This window comes from Amycolatopsis sp. NPDC006125 (assembly GCF_040614195.1).
GTDB lineage: Bacteria > Actinomycetota > Actinomycetes > Mycobacteriales > Pseudonocardiaceae > Amycolatopsis_E > Amycolatopsis_E tucumanensis.
The window spans coordinates 49,698-66,930 of sequence record NZ_JBEXTZ010000020.1 but is presented as its reverse complement, the minus strand read 5'-3'; the positions used below and the strand labels follow the sequence as shown (position 1 = coordinate 66,930).

The 17,233-nt window shown below is 68.0% G+C and carries 13 protein-coding genes; 8 read left to right on the top strand and 5 right to left on the bottom strand.

Annotated features, from left to right (window positions below):
* The first annotated feature begins 200 nt into the window (after positions 1–200).
* The gene (locus tag ABZ193_RS13050; RefSeq protein ID WP_354709991.1) at positions 201–1,262 is read left to right on the top strand and encodes a hypothetical protein; all 1,062 of its coding nucleotides are present in this window, start codon (positions 201–203) and stop codon (positions 1,260–1,262) included.
* A 1,041-nt stretch (positions 1,263–2,303) separates the two neighbouring features.
* Positions 2,304–2,750, top strand: a complete 447-nt coding sequence (locus ABZ193_RS13045; protein WP_354709989.1) for a hypothetical protein — start codon at positions 2,304–2,306, stop codon at positions 2,748–2,750.
* A 69-nt stretch (positions 2,751–2,819) separates the two neighbouring features.
* Here ABZ193_RS13045 and ABZ193_RS13040 read toward each other — a convergent pair whose 3' ends face one another.
* The 4 genes from ABZ193_RS13040 to ABZ193_RS13025 form a co-directional block, all read right to left on the bottom strand.
* Positions 2,820–3,875, bottom strand: a complete 1,056-nt coding sequence (locus ABZ193_RS13040; protein WP_354709988.1) for a maleylacetate reductase — start codon at positions 3,873–3,875, stop codon at positions 2,820–2,822.
* Positions 3,872–4,732 (bottom strand): dioxygenase, encoded by an 861-nt coding sequence (locus ABZ193_RS13035; protein ID WP_354709987.1) that lies wholly within the window; start codon positions 4,730–4,732, stop codon positions 3,872–3,874. Before ABZ193_RS13035 ends, ABZ193_RS13040 begins: the two co-directional genes overlap by 4 nt.
* Entirely contained in the window at positions 4,732–7,416 is a 2,685-nt protein-coding gene (locus ABZ193_RS13030) for a bifunctional 3-(3-hydroxy-phenyl)propionate/3-hydroxycinnamic acid hydroxylase (protein WP_354709985.1), read from the bottom strand. Before ABZ193_RS13030 ends, ABZ193_RS13035 begins: the two co-directional genes overlap by 1 nt.
* A gap of 126 nt (positions 7,417–7,542) precedes the next feature.
* A complete protein-coding gene (locus ABZ193_RS13025) occupies positions 7,543–8,535 on the bottom strand; it encodes a cyclase family protein (protein WP_354709984.1) in 993 nt (330 codons plus the stop codon).
* 52 nt (positions 8,536–8,587) lie between these two features.
* Between ABZ193_RS13025 and ABZ193_RS13020 the strand changes: the two genes are divergently transcribed.
* Positions 8,588–9,625, top strand: coding sequence for a LacI family DNA-binding transcriptional regulator (locus ABZ193_RS13020; protein ID WP_084022780.1), 1,038 nt, complete (start codon positions 8,588–8,590; stop codon positions 9,623–9,625).
* A 23-nt stretch (positions 9,626–9,648) separates the two neighbouring features.
* Here ABZ193_RS13020 and ABZ193_RS13015 read toward each other — a convergent pair whose 3' ends face one another.
* The gene (locus ABZ193_RS13015) at positions 9,649–10,806 is read right to left on the bottom strand and encodes a mandelate racemase/muconate lactonizing enzyme family protein (RefSeq protein ID WP_237336894.1); all 1,158 of its coding nucleotides are present in this window, start codon (positions 10,804–10,806) and stop codon (positions 9,649–9,651) included.
* Between the two features lie 213 nt (positions 10,807–11,019).
* Here ABZ193_RS13015 and ABZ193_RS13010 point away from each other — a divergent pair, with 213 nt between their 5' ends.
* From ABZ193_RS13010 to ABZ193_RS12990, 5 genes are read left to right on the top strand one after another with little or no spacing between them, the layout of a single operon-like run.
* Complete coding sequence (locus tag ABZ193_RS13010; protein ID WP_237336895.1) at positions 11,020–11,919, top strand: PhzA/PhzB family protein; 900 nt, start codon at positions 11,020–11,022, stop codon at positions 11,917–11,919.
* 2 nt (positions 11,920–11,921) lie between these two features.
* Positions 11,922–13,388, top strand: a complete 1,467-nt coding sequence (locus ABZ193_RS13005) for an aldehyde dehydrogenase (protein ID WP_237336896.1) — start codon at positions 11,922–11,924, stop codon at positions 13,386–13,388.
* A gap of 49 nt (positions 13,389–13,437) precedes the next feature.
* Positions 13,438–14,838 carry an MFS transporter gene (locus tag ABZ193_RS13000; RefSeq protein WP_354709982.1) on the top strand — a complete coding sequence of 467 codons (1,401 nt, stop codon included), beginning with the start codon at positions 13,438–13,440 and terminating at the stop codon, positions 14,836–14,838.
* Positions 14,839–14,848: 10 nt separating this feature from the next.
* The gene (locus ABZ193_RS12995; RefSeq protein ID WP_354709981.1) at positions 14,849–15,886 is read left to right on the top strand and encodes a helix-turn-helix domain-containing protein; all 1,038 of its coding nucleotides are present in this window, start codon (positions 14,849–14,851) and stop codon (positions 15,884–15,886) included.
* Positions 15,883–16,686, top strand: a complete 804-nt coding sequence (locus ABZ193_RS12990; protein ID WP_237336899.1) for a CmcJ/NvfI family oxidoreductase — start codon at positions 15,883–15,885, stop codon at positions 16,684–16,686. Before ABZ193_RS12995 ends, ABZ193_RS12990 begins: the two co-directional genes overlap by 4 nt.
* Positions 16,687–17,233 lie beyond the last annotated feature (547 nt).

Genomic DNA, 17,233 nt, shown 5'->3' with positions numbered 1-17,233 from the left:
CCGTCGCCTGACCTGATGGCTATCACGCCGCGCTGGGGCCGCAAGGTTGGCAAGTTCGGCCGGCGGATGAGCACGGAGGTTGCGGCCCCAGCGCGGCGTGATCGAGACGCCATCAGGCGACGGGATGACCACCAAGCGCAGGTCTTGCAGGGGCGGGACAGCCTCGTAACGCGGAACGCCTATCTTGCGAGATAGTACGCATGAGTTCAAGAAAAGAGCCAGTTCCGATCCTGCGCGACTACCTATATCTAGATGTCGACAAAGTGAAGTCAATCGCCGGACAGCTTGAGTGGGGCGTCCCAGAAGATACCAGTTTGTCCGAGAAGACCGGTGGCAAGAGGAACTTGGGGTGGGATAAAGCGATCGGTCTCGGCGCAGAAAATAGCCGAGAAGTCATTACGCAACGGTCCGTGCTGGACAGTCTTTTCCCCGATCTTGAAGCCGTCCTAGAAGGCGCTTGGCTACAAGATGTTAGTGAATCGTTCCGAGCTGACAACCCTGGGTTGCACGACGAACTAAAAAAGAAACATCCGGAGGGATCTTTAGTTCGCCTCACCGCTGATTGTTACTTGTTGGACAGTCAGTACCTGACGGAATCTTTTCTCAACCTTTCGCTCACGATCAACGGCGTGCAGTGGTTCGGATCGGAGGTCCTCGCGGCCGCGATGCGCGCCTTGCCTGACACCTCTGAGCAGGCGATTGAAGAGGCGATATTGCAAATTCGCGGCCCCAAAGGCGCCGAGATTCCCGACCTCGGCGCCGCTGATGTCGAATCGCGGATGTACGACTTCGGATCTGACATTGGCATTTCTACGGATTACGTCCGTGCCCTAATGCGCACAATCCGGGGAATTGTACCTCCTGGCTTGAATATGTATGCATTTAGTAGCGGCGGCGATGGATCCGTCTCTATGGCTGCCCGACTTCAACGAGAACGGCGATACCTCGATGCCGATCCGGACGTCGTCGCGGCGAATTTTGGCCTGGACAGTCAGCCCTGGACTATCGTTGGCACGATAGGCCACTATTCTAGTGGTGGAAGTGTTCAAACCGCGGAAGAAACGCCGGAGCAGCAGTTCGAAAATTTCATGCAAGGGACTGCTGAAAAGTTTAATCGCGGGAACTTTATTAGACAAATGAGCACAACTCTCTCGCAGTTCGGGCGTCTAGGATTTCTCAACATCCCGCAGCATCCAGGCTTCACCATTGTTCCTATCGCTGTCTATCGAGCGGTAGCGCCAGTGGATACGGAGTCGCTCTGAGGAGTTCGTGTGGCGGTCGCTGGGGATACCACATTCATGCCACACGACACATCCAGGGCATGACAGGCACCGGCAAGCGTTGAGAGGAAAAACCGCAGGTCAGCGGCCATCGAAGGAGTCAGCGCCAGGCCGGGAGAGGGGCGAATAAGGTCAAGGGGTCGCAGGTTCAAATCCTGTCAGCCCGACGGTCTGTGGGAGCCCCCTGGCTCTGGGTGAAAGCCCAGGTCAGCGGGCTTTTTCGTGTTTCATTCGTGGTCGCTCAGCCTCGTCGATTTCAAGATCAGCAGGCGCGTGCAGGAGCGATTCTGGAGTGGATCATGCTTCCGGTGGCAAGTGGGGTCGCCTAACGGCTCCCGCTCGGCTGCTTCTTGGCCAACTGATTTGAATCGAAGACGCAACCATGCAAACACGTTCGCGTTTGTCTGACATGCGCTCATCGGGGGGAAAGCCCTACGAATGGCGCCACGACTTCCAGGACCTGGGCCTGGTCTACCAACAGCGAGCCCAAGCCGCTGTCCGCCCTCACGTCAGGGGCCCCGGCGCGGCCGTGGACTGGACACCCAGCGGCACAAACTCCAGGTCGTGTGCACACCTCAGATCGACTTGCGCAGCGCCTGACGAGCCCCCGAGATCTCCGCGAGATCCAGAGCTCGATGGTGCGGGCTGGACCGTGATCGCTGGTGCGGACGGCCACCGGGCCGACAAAGGACATGTAGGTGGCCAAGCTCGATCGGTGATGCACACAGCTGCCACGGTCCGCCGGCGCGGTGCCCTGCTGGGGTCGCCGGGGCAGGATGGGGGTCATGAGTGGCGAGGTTTGCGTGACGGTTGGTGCGGCGAGCCTATTGCGTGGGCGCGAGTTGGCGATCCCGTGACGGGGCGGGAGTGGACTGAGCATGGCTGGGTGACCGTTACTGACCGGTTGTTCCCGGCTGAGGCGGTTCGCAAGTACGGTCCCATCACTGAGCTGGTGGTTGGTTTTGAGTCCGTCACCTACGGTGAGACCAAATTCGTTGCCAGGCTGCGCCCGGCGAGCAGTGTGTGAACAAGAATCAGCAGCCGTGCGGAACGCACAGCAAGCGGTCTCAGGGGCGCTCGCGATGGGAGATCGAGCGGGCTGACGCGGCGGCCCGAAAGGCACGCGAGGAAGCGGAGGCTGCTGAACAGTGGCAGTGCGAGATGACCACGTCGCCAGCTCTCGGCGCGGTGCTGGAAGTCAAGCGCTGGATGCTTGTTGATGACACGGTGCCCGATGTTGTCGACCGTTACACCGTCGAGCGCACCTACGCCAACCGGACGGTCCAGGCCACTGCGGACAGCGGGGACCGAGTGTTCCTCGCCCGCAACGAGTACACCGGCGGTTGGCACCTCATCTGCGGCCAGCCGACGTCTATGCGGCTGCCATGCCGAGGCGGCGGTGCTGGCGTGCCGTGCAGGGTGCGACACAAGCCAGGGTTGCAGCTGCGTGAGGACTCGTCGTGGACCTGACGCGGCAAGGCATGTCACCCGAGTTGGTTGAGGTCGATGGCTCAGGTAGTGGTTCGTCCGCACTCTCGATCAGGCGGAGTTGCCGGACCAGGCTGCTTCGAGGAGGTCGGTGAGGTCCCGAAGGTCGGCCGGGCGGGGGTTGGCGTAGGGCGCGGTCAGTGTTTCTTCAGCGATTGCGCGGAGCTGAGCCCGGCTGACCCCGAGCTCAGCGAGGCTGGTGGGGGCGCCCAGTTCGGTGACCAGCTTGTGCAGGGCGGCTACGGCGACGGGTGCGTCGAGTGCTCGCGTCACAGCCGCAGCCGCGTGTGGTGCTGCGGGCAGGTTGAACGCGGCGACGTGCGGCAGCATCACGGCGTGCGTCTCGGCGTGGGGCAGGTCGAGCATGCCGCCGAGCACGTGGCAGAGCTTGTGGTGGAGGCCCATCGTCGTCGCGCCGAGGCAGGCTCCGCACAGCCACGCGCCCTCCAGTGCGGTCGCCCGTGCGGCACCGTCGGATGCGCCGGTACGGAGAACTGGTAGCGCCTCGGCGAGGTCGCGGATTCCGCGTTCCGCCATGGCCGCTACTGGCGGGGAACTGTCCGGTGCGTACAGCGCTTCCACCGCGTGGGCGATCGCGTTGAGTCCACTGGTGGCGGCGACGGCGGCGGGTACCGTCGCCGTCAGTTCCGGGTCGTAGATCACGGCCCGGGGCAGAACCGAACGATCCCGTCCGGTCTGTTTGCGGGAGTCCTCGGTGATTCCCCAGACCGGGGTCATCTCGGATCCCGCGTAGGTCGTCGGCAACGCGACGTAGGGCAGGCCGGCGCGCAGGGACAGGGCCTTGGCCAAGCCGATCGTCGAGCCGCCGCCGGCGGCGACGCAGCCGTCGGCCCCCAGTTCGGTGGCGACCTCGACGGCGTCGATGACCGTAGCCAGTGGGACGTGCATCCGTGCCCGTTGAAAGACGCCGACGGCGCGGTCTCCCAGGATGGCCGTCGCACGTCTGGCGAGATCGTGCTGAGTGGGCGTGGACAGCACGAGGATTCGGCGCAGGCCGACGTGGTTTGTCTCTTCGGCCAGCCGGGCGACTGAGCCCGCGCCGAAGACGACGCGTGCCGGCAGAGTCTCGTAGACCGCAGCGCTCACGTGACGGCCCGCCTCAGCCGGATGTCGAACCGTGCCCGGCGGAAGGGCGTGGTGACTCCGAACCGCTCGGCCTCTGCTGGGTCGGTCACCTCGGTGAAGTCGGTGACCAAACTCGAACGAACCGCGAAGACCGCGTCGCTGTCCACATAGGGTCCATTCGCGACGAACATGTGCGTGGTCAGCGGTTCGTGGCCGGCGGCATCGGCGATCACGTGGATGTGCGCGGGCCGGTAGGGGTGCCGGGCGGTTGCGGCGAGCAGTGCGCCGACGGGCCCGTCGGTCGGGATCGGGTAGTGGCTCGGCACGACCGTGCGGAACCAGAACTCGCCGTGTTCGTCGGTGTGGAAGAACCCGCGACCGTTGCCGGCGGGCTGGCTGTCGGGCTGCTGGACGTCGTAGAAACCGTTCTCGTCGCATTGCCAGACGTCGATCGTGGCCCCGCCCAGGGGCCTGCCGTCGAGGTCGGCCACCGATCCTGTGATCACACAGGGCGTGCCCGTCCCGATCAGGTCGATGGAGTCGCCGAGCTTCCGGAGAGGGGAGTCGACCATGTGGAAGGGGCCCAGAACCGTCGACTCGGTGCCCAGGTCGCCGCCGTTGATCGTCTCGACGAGCATCGAGATGCCGAGAACGTCGGACAGCAGTACGAACTCCTGCCGCGTCTCGTCGGTCTTGTGCCCGACCGCGGTCAGGAACTCGATGGCCTGTTCCCATTCCCGGTTCGTGAGCCGCAGTTCCCGGACCGCGGCATGGATGTGGCGGGTGATCGTTTCGAGAATCGCTTTCAGCCGTGGGTCCGGGGTGTCGGCGAAGCTGGTCAGGACCGCGCCGAGGACGGTTTCGTCGTTGAGATCCATCAAGCACCTCGCTTGCGGTCGGCGAGCTTGGCTGTGAACCAGTCCGCGACGAGGGCGCTGCGTTCGCTCGAGTGGTTGTAGATCGTGTGCTCGCCGTCGTCCCACACCCTCAGGGTGACGTCGCCGTGATGAGTAGCGGCATCGAGGAACGGCTGTTGTTCGTCGAGGCTGACGAGGGGGTCCTGCCCGCCGTGCAGGACCAGCACGGGGCAGTCGATGCGATCTTCGGACCGTAGTGCGATCCGGTCGAAGTTGTTCTGGATCGAAGCCTGGTCGCCCGTGCCGAGCATTGCGGCAGCCTGCTCGAGGTATGTGCGGAAGGTGAGCAGCCGTGGCCGGGCCGGAGCACCGTTGACGCACACAGCCGCGACGCGCGGGTCGGACGCGGCCGTGGTGGCGGCATACAACCCGCCGTTGCTGTTGCCCCACAGGCCGACGGGGCCGAGGTCCTCGCGCTCGACGAGGTGATCGACGAAGGTCCGGTACGCGGCGCGCACGTCGGCGTCCAGCAGGACTCCTCCCTCGAGCCGTGTCCGGCCCTGCCCCGGCCCCTCGGCCAGAAGCGCCGCGAGACCGCGGCGGTTCAGGGCGTCGGCTTGCCGGAGGTACGCCGGGCCCCATCCACTTTGGCCGCCGAAGACGACGACCGTGCCCAGCACCGGGCCGCGCGGCAGCAGCAGCCAGCCGAACATCCGGCCGTCCGCGAAGGGAATCTCCACCTCCTGGCAGCGCGGCGGCCGCAACGCTCCGGTCTTCCGCGTCTCGGCGGCGGACAAGGCCGCGGCTCTCGCGGAGACGGTAGCCGTCAGCCGGGAGTAGAGCGCACGCTTGCGGTCACTGTCGGAGTTGAACGCCATCTGGGCGAACACCAGGCAGGCGACCGCCGCTCGGTACGCCTCGTCCGCGCTCACCGTCCAGCCATCCCGGGCGGCGTCGGCCGCGCGCCGAAGGTGGCGGTCGGCAAGTCCCTCGGCTGCGGCATCCCAAGCCGTTCCGGCGGAGGTGAGGCGCTGAAGTTCGAGCACGTCGCCGAAGTCCATGCCGTAGTCGAGCATCCGCGTCGGCGGCATCGCCCGCCAGAGCACCTCGGCCGGAGGGAGTTCGGCCGTGGTGGTCCGGCCGTCGCCGAGCCAGTGCAGGCGGGTCCGGAGGTCGTCGACAGCCGCCGGGAGGTCGGCGAGGGCACCAGCCCAGAACAGGTGGAAGTCCGGCCGTCCGATGAACGCCTCCACCTCGTTGTCCCGCAGGAACGCGGCGTAGGTGCCATCCACGTCGTCGACATCCGTACCGGGTACCGCGATGACGACGCCGAGGCGGTCGAGGAAGCCCCGGTGGGCCGGGGACAGCACCGGCCGCGGGTCGGTCGCGCTGACCAGGCTGAATCCCCGTCCTACGACGTCGTCGAACCGGCCCTTCACCCCGTCCTTGCTCACGATTCCCTGGGGAGCCAGGGTCCCGGCCAGCGGGGCCGGTCGCCCGTCCGGTCCGTGGTGGACGACTCCGGCATCGAGCGTCGGGAACGGCGGCGGTGGCGGTGCGGTGCCGTCACGGAACGCCTGGTCGCGAGCGGCCGCGGCGGCGGGGTCGTGAGTGTTCGCCACGCGCCCCAGCGCGCTGGAGATCTCCGTGATCGCGGTGGCGTGGGGGCGGCGCTCGGCTTCGTAGGTGTCCAGCAGCTCATCGCCGGCGAGGCCGCTTAGGACGAGGTCCAGCTTCCAGCCCAGGGTGAGCCCGTCTCGCATTCCGGAGCAGGCGCCTTGCCCCATGTAGGGCGGGGTGGTGTGCGCCGCGTCGCCGATCAGGAACACCCGGCCGTGCCGCCAGGTCTCGGCGATCCTGCCCTCGAAGGTGTACACCACCTGGCGCAGGATCCGGACGTCATCCGGCCCGAGGCCGTGGGTCTCCCGCAGCCACGCCCAGGCGAACTCGGGGCGTTCGAACTCGGCGGCGTCCTCACCACGCAGGACCGCCAGCTCGAACCGTTGCCGGCTCTTTCCGATCGGCATGTGCATTGAGCCGCGGACCGGGTCGCAGTACTGGGTGAGGCTCATGAATCGGTCGGGCAGCGGCCGCAGCCGCTCGGTGTCGAGGTTGAGCCACCGGTCGTCGACACCGTTGTCGGTGCGCTCGATGCCGAGCGAGGCGCGGACGAAGCTGTTGGCGCCATCCGCGCCCACCAGGTATTTCGCGGTGACGCCCCGTTCCTCGCCGCCATGCGACCACTGACCGGTGCGGGACTGGGTCCACGGCCGCGCGGCCAGTTCGACGCCGTCGTCGTGGGGCCGGACAGCGACCACCGCCCAGCCCTGGTTGACCTCGACGTGGCCCGACGCCCGCACGTGGGAGTCGATCGCGTCCTCGATGTCGGGCTGGTAGATCGACAGGTGCGCGGGATGACCGCATGAGCTGCCACTCCAATCCAGTTCGAGGAGCAGTTCGCCCGAACCGTTGAGGTACCGGTAGCTCGACAGGGGAAGCGCGTCCCGGAGGGCGTGGTCGAGGTCACCGACGGCCTGGACGATGCGCGCGGTCTCGCCGTCGATGTGCGTCAGGCGCGGCAGACCGTACAGCGCGGGCCAGCGCTCGAACACCACCACCGAATGCCCGGCCTTGCCCAGGACGGATGCCAGAACGAGCCCGGAGGGGCCGTATCCGACGACCGCAACGTCGTAGTCGTGGTTCACGATGAGTTCTCCCGTCGGCCCGGAGCGGTTGCGCTCCTTCGAATCGACGTGGACGGTAGGCCGGAAGCCGGGGTGTGCCGATCCGTTTCGCGCCGGCCCGATCCACCTCGCGACGCGAGTTCCCGGCTAGACGGTTGCGACGCCGCTGACCGGAGAGCCGACGGCACCGGGGAGCCGAAGCGGGGGCGCCGTCAGCAGGAAGCGGGCCCGCTCGTGCTGCCGCAGCCATCGAGCGAGGTCCGCCAGATACCACATCTCGCCCAGCGGTATTCCCTGCTTGAAGAGGCAGTGGGTGTGCAGCGGGAGCACGGACTCAGCCCCAGGGGCCGGGTTCAGGCTGAAGGGCTCCACCGCGACGTTGTCGGCCACGATCGCCGAGAGCCCGCAGTCGGTGATCCACTGCAGCAGGCGGTGGTCCTGGCTGTCCAGTACGGCACAGGTGCCGTCCAGCGTCTCCTGTGTCAGGTCGTCGCCGAGGTCGAGCATGATCGCGGTGAGTCCGGTGTGGAGGCACAGGATGTCACCGGCCTCGACGGTCACGTCCTGCGCTTCCATGATCTCCATGAGCATCTCGTAGCCGACGGCGACGCGCTGATGGCCGACCGCCTGTTCCAGGTCGATCAGCACACCTCGGCCCTGAACCCCGGTCTGGGCGATGGTTTCGATGCCGAGCGCGCCGGCGTGCGGTGGCACTGAGCCGTCCGGGGCGCCGACCACGTCGATGTCCGCCCGGTAACCGTTGTAGTAGCAGATCGCAGGCTCGCCGGTGCCGTCGAGATCGAAGACGGCCCCGTGGTGGGCGAAGGAGTCCCACTGGGTCGAGTACTGCAGGTGGAGGACTGCGAGGTCGTCGCTGACGACGTCGGGCACGGTGGGTAGGAAGCGGTGGTTGTGGCCGAGCGGGGTGCTGCTGAGCACCGGTGGCTTGCGCGGCCCAGCGGCGTACTCGCCACGAGGGAAGTCGAGCGGGAGGCTGAGCGGGAAGGCGATCCCTTCCCGAACCTCCCGGGTGGCGGCGAGGCGCCGTTCGGCTGTGATCAGGTTCAGGCGGCCGAGCTGGTCGTCGTCACCGAACTCGCCCCAGTTCGAGCCTTCCGGGCGTTGTGTCCATCGCGTCATGGGTTTCCTCCTGGTTTGTCTGGCCGCCTGAGGCGGCCCGTACGATGTGCGCATGGGGCAGACGAGGCCGGGTCTCAAGGACGTCGCGGAACGCGCAGGTGTCGGTGTCTCTTCCGTTTCCCGCGTTCTTTCGGGTCACCCGGACGTGAGCGTGAAAATGCGTGACCGGGTCATGGCGGCGGTCGACGAGATCGGCTACCGGCCGGACATCTTCGCGCGTGGACTTCGTGGTGGGCCCACGATGTCGGTCGGGCTGGTGATCGGTGACATCTCCAATCCACTGTTGTCCGAGATCAGTCTCGGCGCGGAGAGCGAGCTCCGCCGTGCCGGCTACTCCCTCCTGTTCGTGAACTCGATGAACGATCCCGAACTCGAGGCGCAGAACATCCTGCTTTTCCAGGACCGGCACGTGGACGGACTGCTCCTGTCGCTCAGCGCGGAGGACGATGCCGGCGTACTGGCGGCTCTTCGGACCATCCAGGCGCCGTTGGTGCTGATCGACCGGGAGCTCGACGATTCGGGCGAGCAGCTCATGCCGAGCGCGGTGCTGTGCGACCACCGCGGGGGGATGCGTGCGGCCATCGCCCATCTGCTCGATCTCGGACACCGGCGGATCGGGTGCATCCTGGGCGGGCACGCGCGATTCGCGCGCATGCGGCGGCAAGGCGTGGAGGAGGCGTACGCCGAGCGGGGCCTGCCTCCCACCTACAACATCGTCCAGGGCCCGCTCGATGCCGATCACGGCCAGGCGGCGACCTCGCGGCTGCTGGACATGCGGGAGCGGCCGACCGCCCTGGTCGTCGGCGGGAACCAGCTGCTCAAGGGATGCTTGCGCGAACTGCGGTCGCGCCGCGTGGTGGTCGGGGCGGACCTGTCGCTGATCAGCTGCGACGAGACCGATTTGACAGAGATGCACGATCCACCCATCGCGGTCGTGCGGCGTGACACCCACCAGCTGGGGCGGACGGCGGCTGGGCTGCTCCTCCGTCGCATCCAGGATCCCGAAGAGGGCCCAGTCACCACCGTCCACCCCACGCAGTTCGTTCCCCGGGCGAGCGTCGTCCCGGTCCGCGAGACCGCCGGCGCCTGAGGGGCGGCGCCCGCCGCGTGCTGCTACCCGGCCTCGACGCGGTGAAAGCGGATGTAGTCCTCGTCGAGCTCCCAGCCCAGTCCGGGCCGGTCGGGCAGCGTGATGACGCCGTCGACCAGCGACGGCCGGTTCGCGATCAGGTTCCACCAGATCGGGTCCCGCTGCGGATCGAAGCACTCCGCGTAGAGGCCGTGCGGGATCGAGGCGAGGAGGTGGCTTGAGAGCTGGGGCTCCTCGTGGTGAGCCATCTGCACGTCGAAGGCAGCCGCCATCCCGGCGACCCGGCGCCACTCGGTTGGCCCGCCCGTCCACGACGCGTCGAAGTTGCAGACGTCGATCGCGCCGGCGACCATCAGATCGCGGGCACCGCCGGCCGAGTACTCGCTCTGGCCCGCGCACACGCGCACCCCGGTGGCGTACCGGACGTCCCGCATCGCGCGCCGGTCGTTGTGCCACTGGCAGGGTTCCTCCAGCCAGTGCAGGTCGAGGTCGGCGACCCGGCGGGTGAAAGTGATCGCGTCCTGCACGGTCCAGCCCTGATTGGCGTCGGCGGCCAGGATGAAGCCCGGGCCGGCAGCCTCGCGGGCGCGCCGGAACCGCTCGGCGTCCTCGACCGGGTCCGCGCCGCCCACCTTGAACTTCATTCCGGCCAAGCCCCGCTCCTTCAGGACGGCGATCTCGTCCTCGATGCTGAGCGGACTGTCGTAGTAGCCACCGATCGAGATCATCGGCACGGCGTTGCGGTATCCACCCCAGAGCCGCCACAGCGGCTGGCCCACCAGTTTGCCCACGGCGTCCCAGATCGCGCTGTCCACGCACGCGCACGCGACCAAGCCGAGCCGCCGGTCTCGCAGGATGTCGAAGGTTGCGGGGCGCGCGAGCGACCAGCAGCGTTCGACCGCCATCGCGTCCTGGCCGATCAGCCGCGGCTCGATCTCGCGGTGAATGATCGCGTCGATCTCCAGAAGGGCCGCGTCCTCGTCGCCGGCGTAGGCTTCGCCGACGATCCCTTCCTCCGTGTACACGCGGGTGACGATGGTCGAACGGTGGCTCATCTGGTAGTAGCTGCCGCGGAACACCCGGGCCAGCGGAACGCGGATCGGAACGGTCTCGATCTTGCGGATGGTCAGTCCCGTCAACGTGGGGATTTCCGCCGCGACCGGCGAAACATCGAGCGGCATGGTTGATCGGACTCCTCTGTCTAATGTCTGGGAACGTTACCAGAATAGCAGCATGGAGAAGTGTCCTCCAACCTTCGCTCCGGCGACCCCAAGTGGCCGTTCATACAGCGGTTGACCAGGGATTATGTGGAACATGATTCAGTGCTTGGCCGATCGGAGCCTCGACTGGTAAGGTTTCCAGCCAGCAAGCGAGTACACGACGGAGGCCGAGCCATGACGACGATCGATGCCGAACTACGCCGGAAGAACCGGGAGGCCGTCGAGACGTTCATCGACACGAACAAGCGGGACCAGTACCTCGACCAGTGGGCCGACGACGGTGTGAAGGAACTGCCGTTCGCCGTGCTGGAGGAGACGCGCTGGGCCGGTATCGCCGAGATCCGCCGGAACAGCGAGGAGAACGCCGTCCGGCGGGCCGGGGGTGACGCCTCCCGGCTCGACCTCCGTATTTTCGAGGGTGCCGATCCGAACGTCTTCTGGGTGACCAACCGGTGCTCCGAGGAGAAGACGTTCAACGGGGCGCCCTACCCGCAGCGGTACGTCCACCAGCTCGTCCTGCGGGACGGGAAGGTGGTCGTCTACCGGGAGTTCTTCAGCTCCTTGGTGCTTGAGCGCGCACTGCTCCGCCAGGCGCCGCCCGGCCTGCCCGGCTGGACCCCGGTCGCCTATGACCCCCCACGGGAATTCGACCAGGCCGCCGCGACAGCCGCCGCGGAGAGTGCGCGCGTCGTCGAGGCCTGGCTGACGGCGGACCTGTCGGACCCGAAGTCCCGGGACGAGCTGTGGGCCGACGATGCGCTCTTCGAGTTCCCGTTCGCCCCGCCGAACCAGGCGAAGGCGGCCTGGCGCGGCCAGGAAGAACTCAGAGCCCGCGCCGAGTGGTTCGCCGAGAATTTCGCGGGCTGCGCCCACGTTGACATCGAGCTGTTCCCGTCGGTGGACCCGGGCCTGGTGTGGGCACGCAGCCGGATGGCGGACACCGCCACCGCTTTCGGCCGGCCCTACCCGCAGAGCTACCTCTTCGCGTTCAACGTGCGCGACGGTCTGGTGCAGCTGGCGCAGGTCTACCACGACCCGCTGCTGGTGGCGACCGTGCTCCCGTTGGCCGGCTGAGCATGCGAGAGTACGAGCTCGCGCTGGGCGGGACCTGGCGGCCGGCGGTGTCCGGGGCCACGTATGAGACGGTGAACCCGTACACGGGGCGGGCCTGGGCGCGGGTGCCGGACGCCGGCGCGGCGGACATCGACGCCGCCGTCCGCGCGGCGCGGACCGCGCTCGACGGCGTGTGGGGGCAGCTGTCCGGATTCGACCGTGCCGCGCTCATGCGGCGGCTGGCGGACATCGTGGAGCGGGACGCCGACCGGCTGGCGGTCGTCGAAACCACGGACAACGGAAAGCTCCTCAGGGAGACCCGTCAGCAGGCGGCCGGGTTGGCGGCCTGGCTACGCTACTTCGCGGGACTCGCCGACAAGCTCCACGGCGACACCATCCCGTCGGCCAAGCCGAACTACTTCGTCTACACCCGCCCAGAGCCGGCGGGCGTGATCGCGGCCATCGTCCCGTGGAACTCGCCGCTGGCCCTGCTGCACTGGAAGCTGGCGCCGGCACTGGCGGCGGGATGCACGCTCGTCGTCAAGCCGTCGGAGTCGACGCCGGTGTCCGCCCTGGAGTACGCCCGGCTGTTCGAGGAAGCCGGCTTCCCGCCCGGGGTGCTGAACGTGATCACCGGGCAAAGCGCCGAACTGGGCAGGGCGCTGGTCGACCACCCGGGCGTCGACAAGATCGCCTTCACCGGATCGCCGGCGGTCGGAGCGGCGATCGCCGCGAGCGCGGGGGCCCGGCTGACGCCGGTCCTGCTGGAGCTGGGCGGCAAGTCCGCCCAGGTCGTCCTGCCGGACGCCGATCTCGAGGCCGCGGCGAACGGCGTGATCGCCGGCATCTTCGCCGCCGGCGGGCAGACCTGCATCGCAGGCTCCCGGCTCGTGGTCCACCGCGACGTCCGCGAGCAGCTGCTCGGACTGATAGTCGATCGGGCAAAGGCCATCCGGCTGGGCGACCCACTCCTGCCCGACACGGAGATGGGGCCGCTGGCGAACCAGCGACAGCTGGACACCGTCCTGGGGTTCATCGACCGTGCGGTCGCGGCAGGCGCCTCTGTAGTCACGGGCGGCCGGCGTGATCCCGAGCTGGGTGGACTCTTCGTGGAGCCGACGATCCTCACCGACGTGGTGCGCGACGCCGAAATCGCGCAGAAGGAGGTCTTCGGGCCGGTGCTGGCCGTGTTGGACGTCGCGAGCGAGGAGGAGGCGATCGCCGTCGCCAACAGCACCGAATTCAGCCTCGGGGCCGGCCTGTGGACCTCGGACGTCGGGCGGGCCCATCGTGTCGCCGCCCGGCTGCGCGCCGGCACCGTGTGGGTCAACAGCTACCGCGCGGTCGCGCCGAACGTGCCCTTCGGCGGCAGCGGAGCCAGCGGCTGGGGGCGCGAAAACGGCCGCCACGCCGTTGACGAGTTCCTCCACACGAAAGCGGTGTGGATCGAGACCGCGGGCGAAGTCCGCGATCCGTTCGTCGTCGGCTGACCGCCGGCATCCCGTCCACCCATGACTGGTCAAAGGAGATCAGGAAGACATGGCCACACCCACCGACCCGCCACGTGAAGCGGGTGAACTCACGTCACGCCGCTCGGCCCGTGCGATCATCGCGGGCAGCGCGGGCACCTTCATCGAGTGGTACGACTACGGCCTCTACGCCTACGTCGCCGGGATCGTATTCGCCCCACTGTTCTTCCCGCCGAGTGCCGGCAGTGCCGCGACGATCGGGACCTTCGGCGCGTTCGCCGCGGGCTTCATCGCGCGGCCGATCGGCGGTATCGTGCTCGGCGCCTTGAGCGACCGCTGGGGCCGGCGCCCGATCCTGCTGGCCTCCATCGTGCTGGTCGGTGTGGCCACCGCGGCGATCGGGTTCATCCCGCCGTACGCGTCCATCGGAGTCTGGGCACCGGTGCTGCTGGTCCTCTGCCGGGTCGCCCAGGGGTTCGGCACGGGTGCCGAGCTCGGCACCGCGATGGTCTATGTGAACGAGTCCGCGCGGCCGCGCACCAAGGGCTTCCAGACGTCGTTCCTCTACAACGCCACCATGGCCGGGTCGATCCTGTCATTGGTCTTCTTCGCCGCGATCAACCTCGTGGTCGGCCAGGCCGCGTTCGTGGCATGGGGCTGGCGCATCCCGTTCCTGTTCGCCGGGATTCTGACAGTGCTCGCGCTCATCCTTCGCCGTGGGATGGAAGAGACCGCGGAGTACCGACGTGTCGAGGAGGCGCGCGCCCAAGGGCGCATCGCTCGCAGCCGGGCGAACCCGCTCGCCGCGATCAGGGCAGCGTTCGCCGCGAGCCCACGGAACTACCTCGCGGCCTTCCTCATGCCGACCGCCAGCAACGTGATCGGGTACGTGGCCAACGCCTTCGGCATCAGCTACATGGCCAACCAGCTCAAGCTCACCTTCTCCCAAACGGCCCTCGCGCTGCTCGTCATGTACGTGGCCGGTGTCGTCGCTCTGCCCCTGTGGGGAAAGGCGTGCGACCGCTGGAGTGCGAAGACCGTCCTCCTCGTCGGCGCGATCGCCGGGATTCTGCTGGCGTTCCCGTACTTCGCGCTCCTCGGCACGCGAAACATGACCCTGGTCGTCATCGCGGGCGCAGTCCTCTGGGCCGTTTGCTGGTCCCCGAGCGTCGTCGCGCAGCTGGTGATCGGCCCGGTGCTCTTCCGCACCGAGTCGCGCGCCGCGGGCTTCACCTCGTCCCGCGAGCTCCAGCAGGCGCTCGTCGCGGGGCCGACCCCGCTCCTCGCTGCGGCCCTGATCATCCAGCTGGACGGCGCGCCGTGGTTGGTCGCGGGGCTGATCGTGGTGGCCCAAGTCGTCACGGTGTTCTCGATCCGGCTCGGCAAGCCGCAGCTCTCGGCCGCCGAGATCGGCGCGGTGCCCGCGCATCGGGGCCTCACCGCCGCCGATCGCGAGCCGGCGAAGGCATGAGGGCGAGCGGATGTCGAGTTCGGCCTTGCTGGAACGGTACTCGGTGCTGCGCGCCTCCGACATCGACGCGTTCCGGACGTCGGTGTCCCAGGTCCTCACCCCGCACCGGCTGACCCCGCACCGCGGACGCGGCGTAGTGACCGCCGATGTCGCCGTTGCCCCGCTGGGTCCACTCTCGCTGGTTTACGGCCAGCATCGCGGCGCCGAGCTCGGGGTGACGCTGACCGAGCAGATCGACTACTACGACGTCAACCTCTCGTGGGGCGGGCACAATCGCATCACCTGCGGCGCCGACGAGATCGTCGTGGACCGGAACACCGGCGGGATCATCTCACCGTCGATGCCGGTGAGCATGCGGCTGAGCGCCGAGTACCGGCAGCTCCACGTCCGGATCGAGCGCGCTGCGCTCGAGGCTCGCCTCGAGGAACTGCTCGACCGCCCGATCACGACGCCGTTGGTGTTCCGCCCCGCGATGGACCTGCGCGCCCCGGCCGCGGGGACGTGGGCGCGGGCGGTGACTCTGCTGGTCGGCGACCTGGGAACGGGCACGGGGCTGGCGGCGGCCTGGACACTCGGCGACAACCCCTGGTCGGCGTTTCTGATGAGCGGCCTGCTGCTCGCCCAACCACACAACTACAGCGCCCAGCTCGCCGGCAGCCGCGCCTACGCCCACCGGCCCGGACCACTGCGGCGGGCTGTCGAGCTCATCGAGACCCGGCCCGGCAGCGACCTGTCATTGGAGCGGCTCGCGCGCCACGCAGGAGTGAGCTCTCGCTCGCTGCAACGCCATTTCCAAGATCACATCGGCGTCTCACCGCGCGAGTACGTTCAGCGCATTCGGCTCGCGCGTGTCCGCGACGAGCTCGCCGCCGCCGGTCCGGGATCCGGCGTGACGGTGACGGAGGTGGCCCTGCGATGGGGCTTCACCCACGTTCCGCGCTTCGCCGGCGCTTACCGACGCCGCTTCGGCGAGTCACCCTCGACCACCTTGCGCGCACTCCCCGAGGGGACGCGCACCGACACTTCGAACCTTCAGGAGGAACTATGACCACACAGGCTCTTTCGTCCGTGACGGTGCCGCTGCAGTACGCAGACCCGGCCGAGCCTGCCGGGATCTTCTACGCCGGCCAGCACGCTGCTTCCACAGCCCGCTTCCGCTCCGTTGACACCACGATCACGAACGCCCGCCCGATCAGCGAGGACTTCCGTCTCGACGTGCACGGGTTCGCTCTGGTCGAGCACCAGACGAAGGTGCAGGACTTCACCGACGTCGAGGAGGTGGAGCGGGTCTACACGGCTGAGCTCGAGGAGCTGGTCAAGGCGGCGACCGGTGCGGTGAAGGTCGTTGTCTTCCACACGATGGCGCGCTTCGAGGACGGCGAGAAGCGGGGCGAACGCCCACCGGCGCGCGCGGCGCACGCCGACTACGACGGCGCGAGCTTCGAGGTCTGGATCCGCCGGGCCATGGGCGCCGAGGCCGACGAGTGGCTGGCGGGACGCTGGTCGGAGATCAACGTGTGGCGCGGCATCCGTCCGGTCGAACGGGTTCCTCTCGCTGTCGCCGACGCCCGCACCACCGGTCTGGACCAGTACGTGCCGGTCCCGATCCACGAACGACCGGACCAGCCGACGCCGTTCATCGGCCTGAACCTCGTGCACCACCCGAACCAGCGCTGGTACTACTTCCCGGACATGCAGCCGGACGAGGCGCTGCTGTTCCGCCTCTGGGACACCGACTCCTCGGTACCGTTCCCGGTGGCGCACAGCGCGATCGACGATCCCACCTCGCGCCCCGACGCAGCCCCGAGGGCCAGCGTGGAGGCGCGCACCGTGGCGTTCTTCCGTTGAGAGAGGCTGATTTGCGCTCGTAGACAAGGTCTGCTCGTCGCGCGGTTGGTCTCGGGGGGCCCGGGGGACCGGCAGCCACGCCGCCTGTGCCGGCGAGCGGAGGGATGCCGCAGACCACGGCCGTCGACACGTTCCGGACGCGAACAGGAAGGTCATATGACGAAATTCTTCCGGCCCATGCCGAATCGAGTCACGGTTCGCGAGTTCGCGATCAGATCGGCCATCTCTTGGCACACAGCCCAAAAGCAGTAATGCCGAGGACTCGAACCTGCGTGGCCAGGCGTACGGGCTGTCCGATTCCGCGGCACATGACGAGTGCAAGTCGCGAGCAGCGCCCTGCGCGGTGATCGGCCAGGAGCGGCTCCTCAATGGACCTGAACGATCCGCGCAGACTTGTGGAAGCCATGTTTCGCGAGTCGGCGCGGCGTCGGCCGCACAGTTCACGCCGAAGGGGTCATTCGTCTAGCCGTCGATGCCAGGTCGCGCCGACGGAGCGGGACGCGCGCAATGGGCTGTGGGGACGGAGCGAAAGTGGAGCCGCGAATGT

Bases quoted from the DNA above. Each gene is read 5' to 3' on its own strand.
- ABZ193_RS13050 (WP_354709991.1), top strand. From the start codon at position 201: ATGAGTTCAAGAAAAGAGCCAGTTCCGATCCTGCGCGACTACCTATAT.
- ABZ193_RS13035 (WP_354709987.1), bottom strand. From the start codon at position 4,732: ATGGATCTCAACGACGAAACCGTCCTCGGCGCGGTCCTGACCAGCTTC.
- ABZ193_RS13025 (WP_354709984.1), bottom strand. From the start codon at position 8,535: ATGACGCGATGGACACAACGCCCGGAAGGCTCGAACTGGGGCGAGTTC.
- ABZ193_RS13020 (WP_084022780.1), top strand. From the start codon at position 8,588: ATGGGGCAGACGAGGCCGGGTCTCAAGGACGTCGCGGAACGCGCAGGT.
- ABZ193_RS13015 (WP_237336894.1), bottom strand. From the start codon at position 10,806: ATGCCGCTCGATGTTTCGCCGGTCGCGGCGGAAATCCCCACGTTGACG.
- ABZ193_RS13010 (WP_237336895.1), top strand. From the start codon at position 11,020: ATGACGACGATCGATGCCGAACTACGCCGGAAGAACCGGGAGGCCGTC.
- ABZ193_RS13005 (WP_237336896.1), top strand. From the start codon at position 11,922: ATGCGAGAGTACGAGCTCGCGCTGGGCGGGACCTGGCGGCCGGCGGTG.
- ABZ193_RS13000 (WP_354709982.1), top strand. From the start codon at position 13,438: ATGGCCACACCCACCGACCCGCCACGTGAAGCGGGTGAACTCACGTCA.
- ABZ193_RS12995 (WP_354709981.1), top strand. From the start codon at position 14,849: ATGTCGAGTTCGGCCTTGCTGGAACGGTACTCGGTGCTGCGCGCCTCC.
- ABZ193_RS12990 (WP_237336899.1), top strand. From the start codon at position 15,883: ATGACCACACAGGCTCTTTCGTCCGTGACGGTGCCGCTGCAGTACGCA.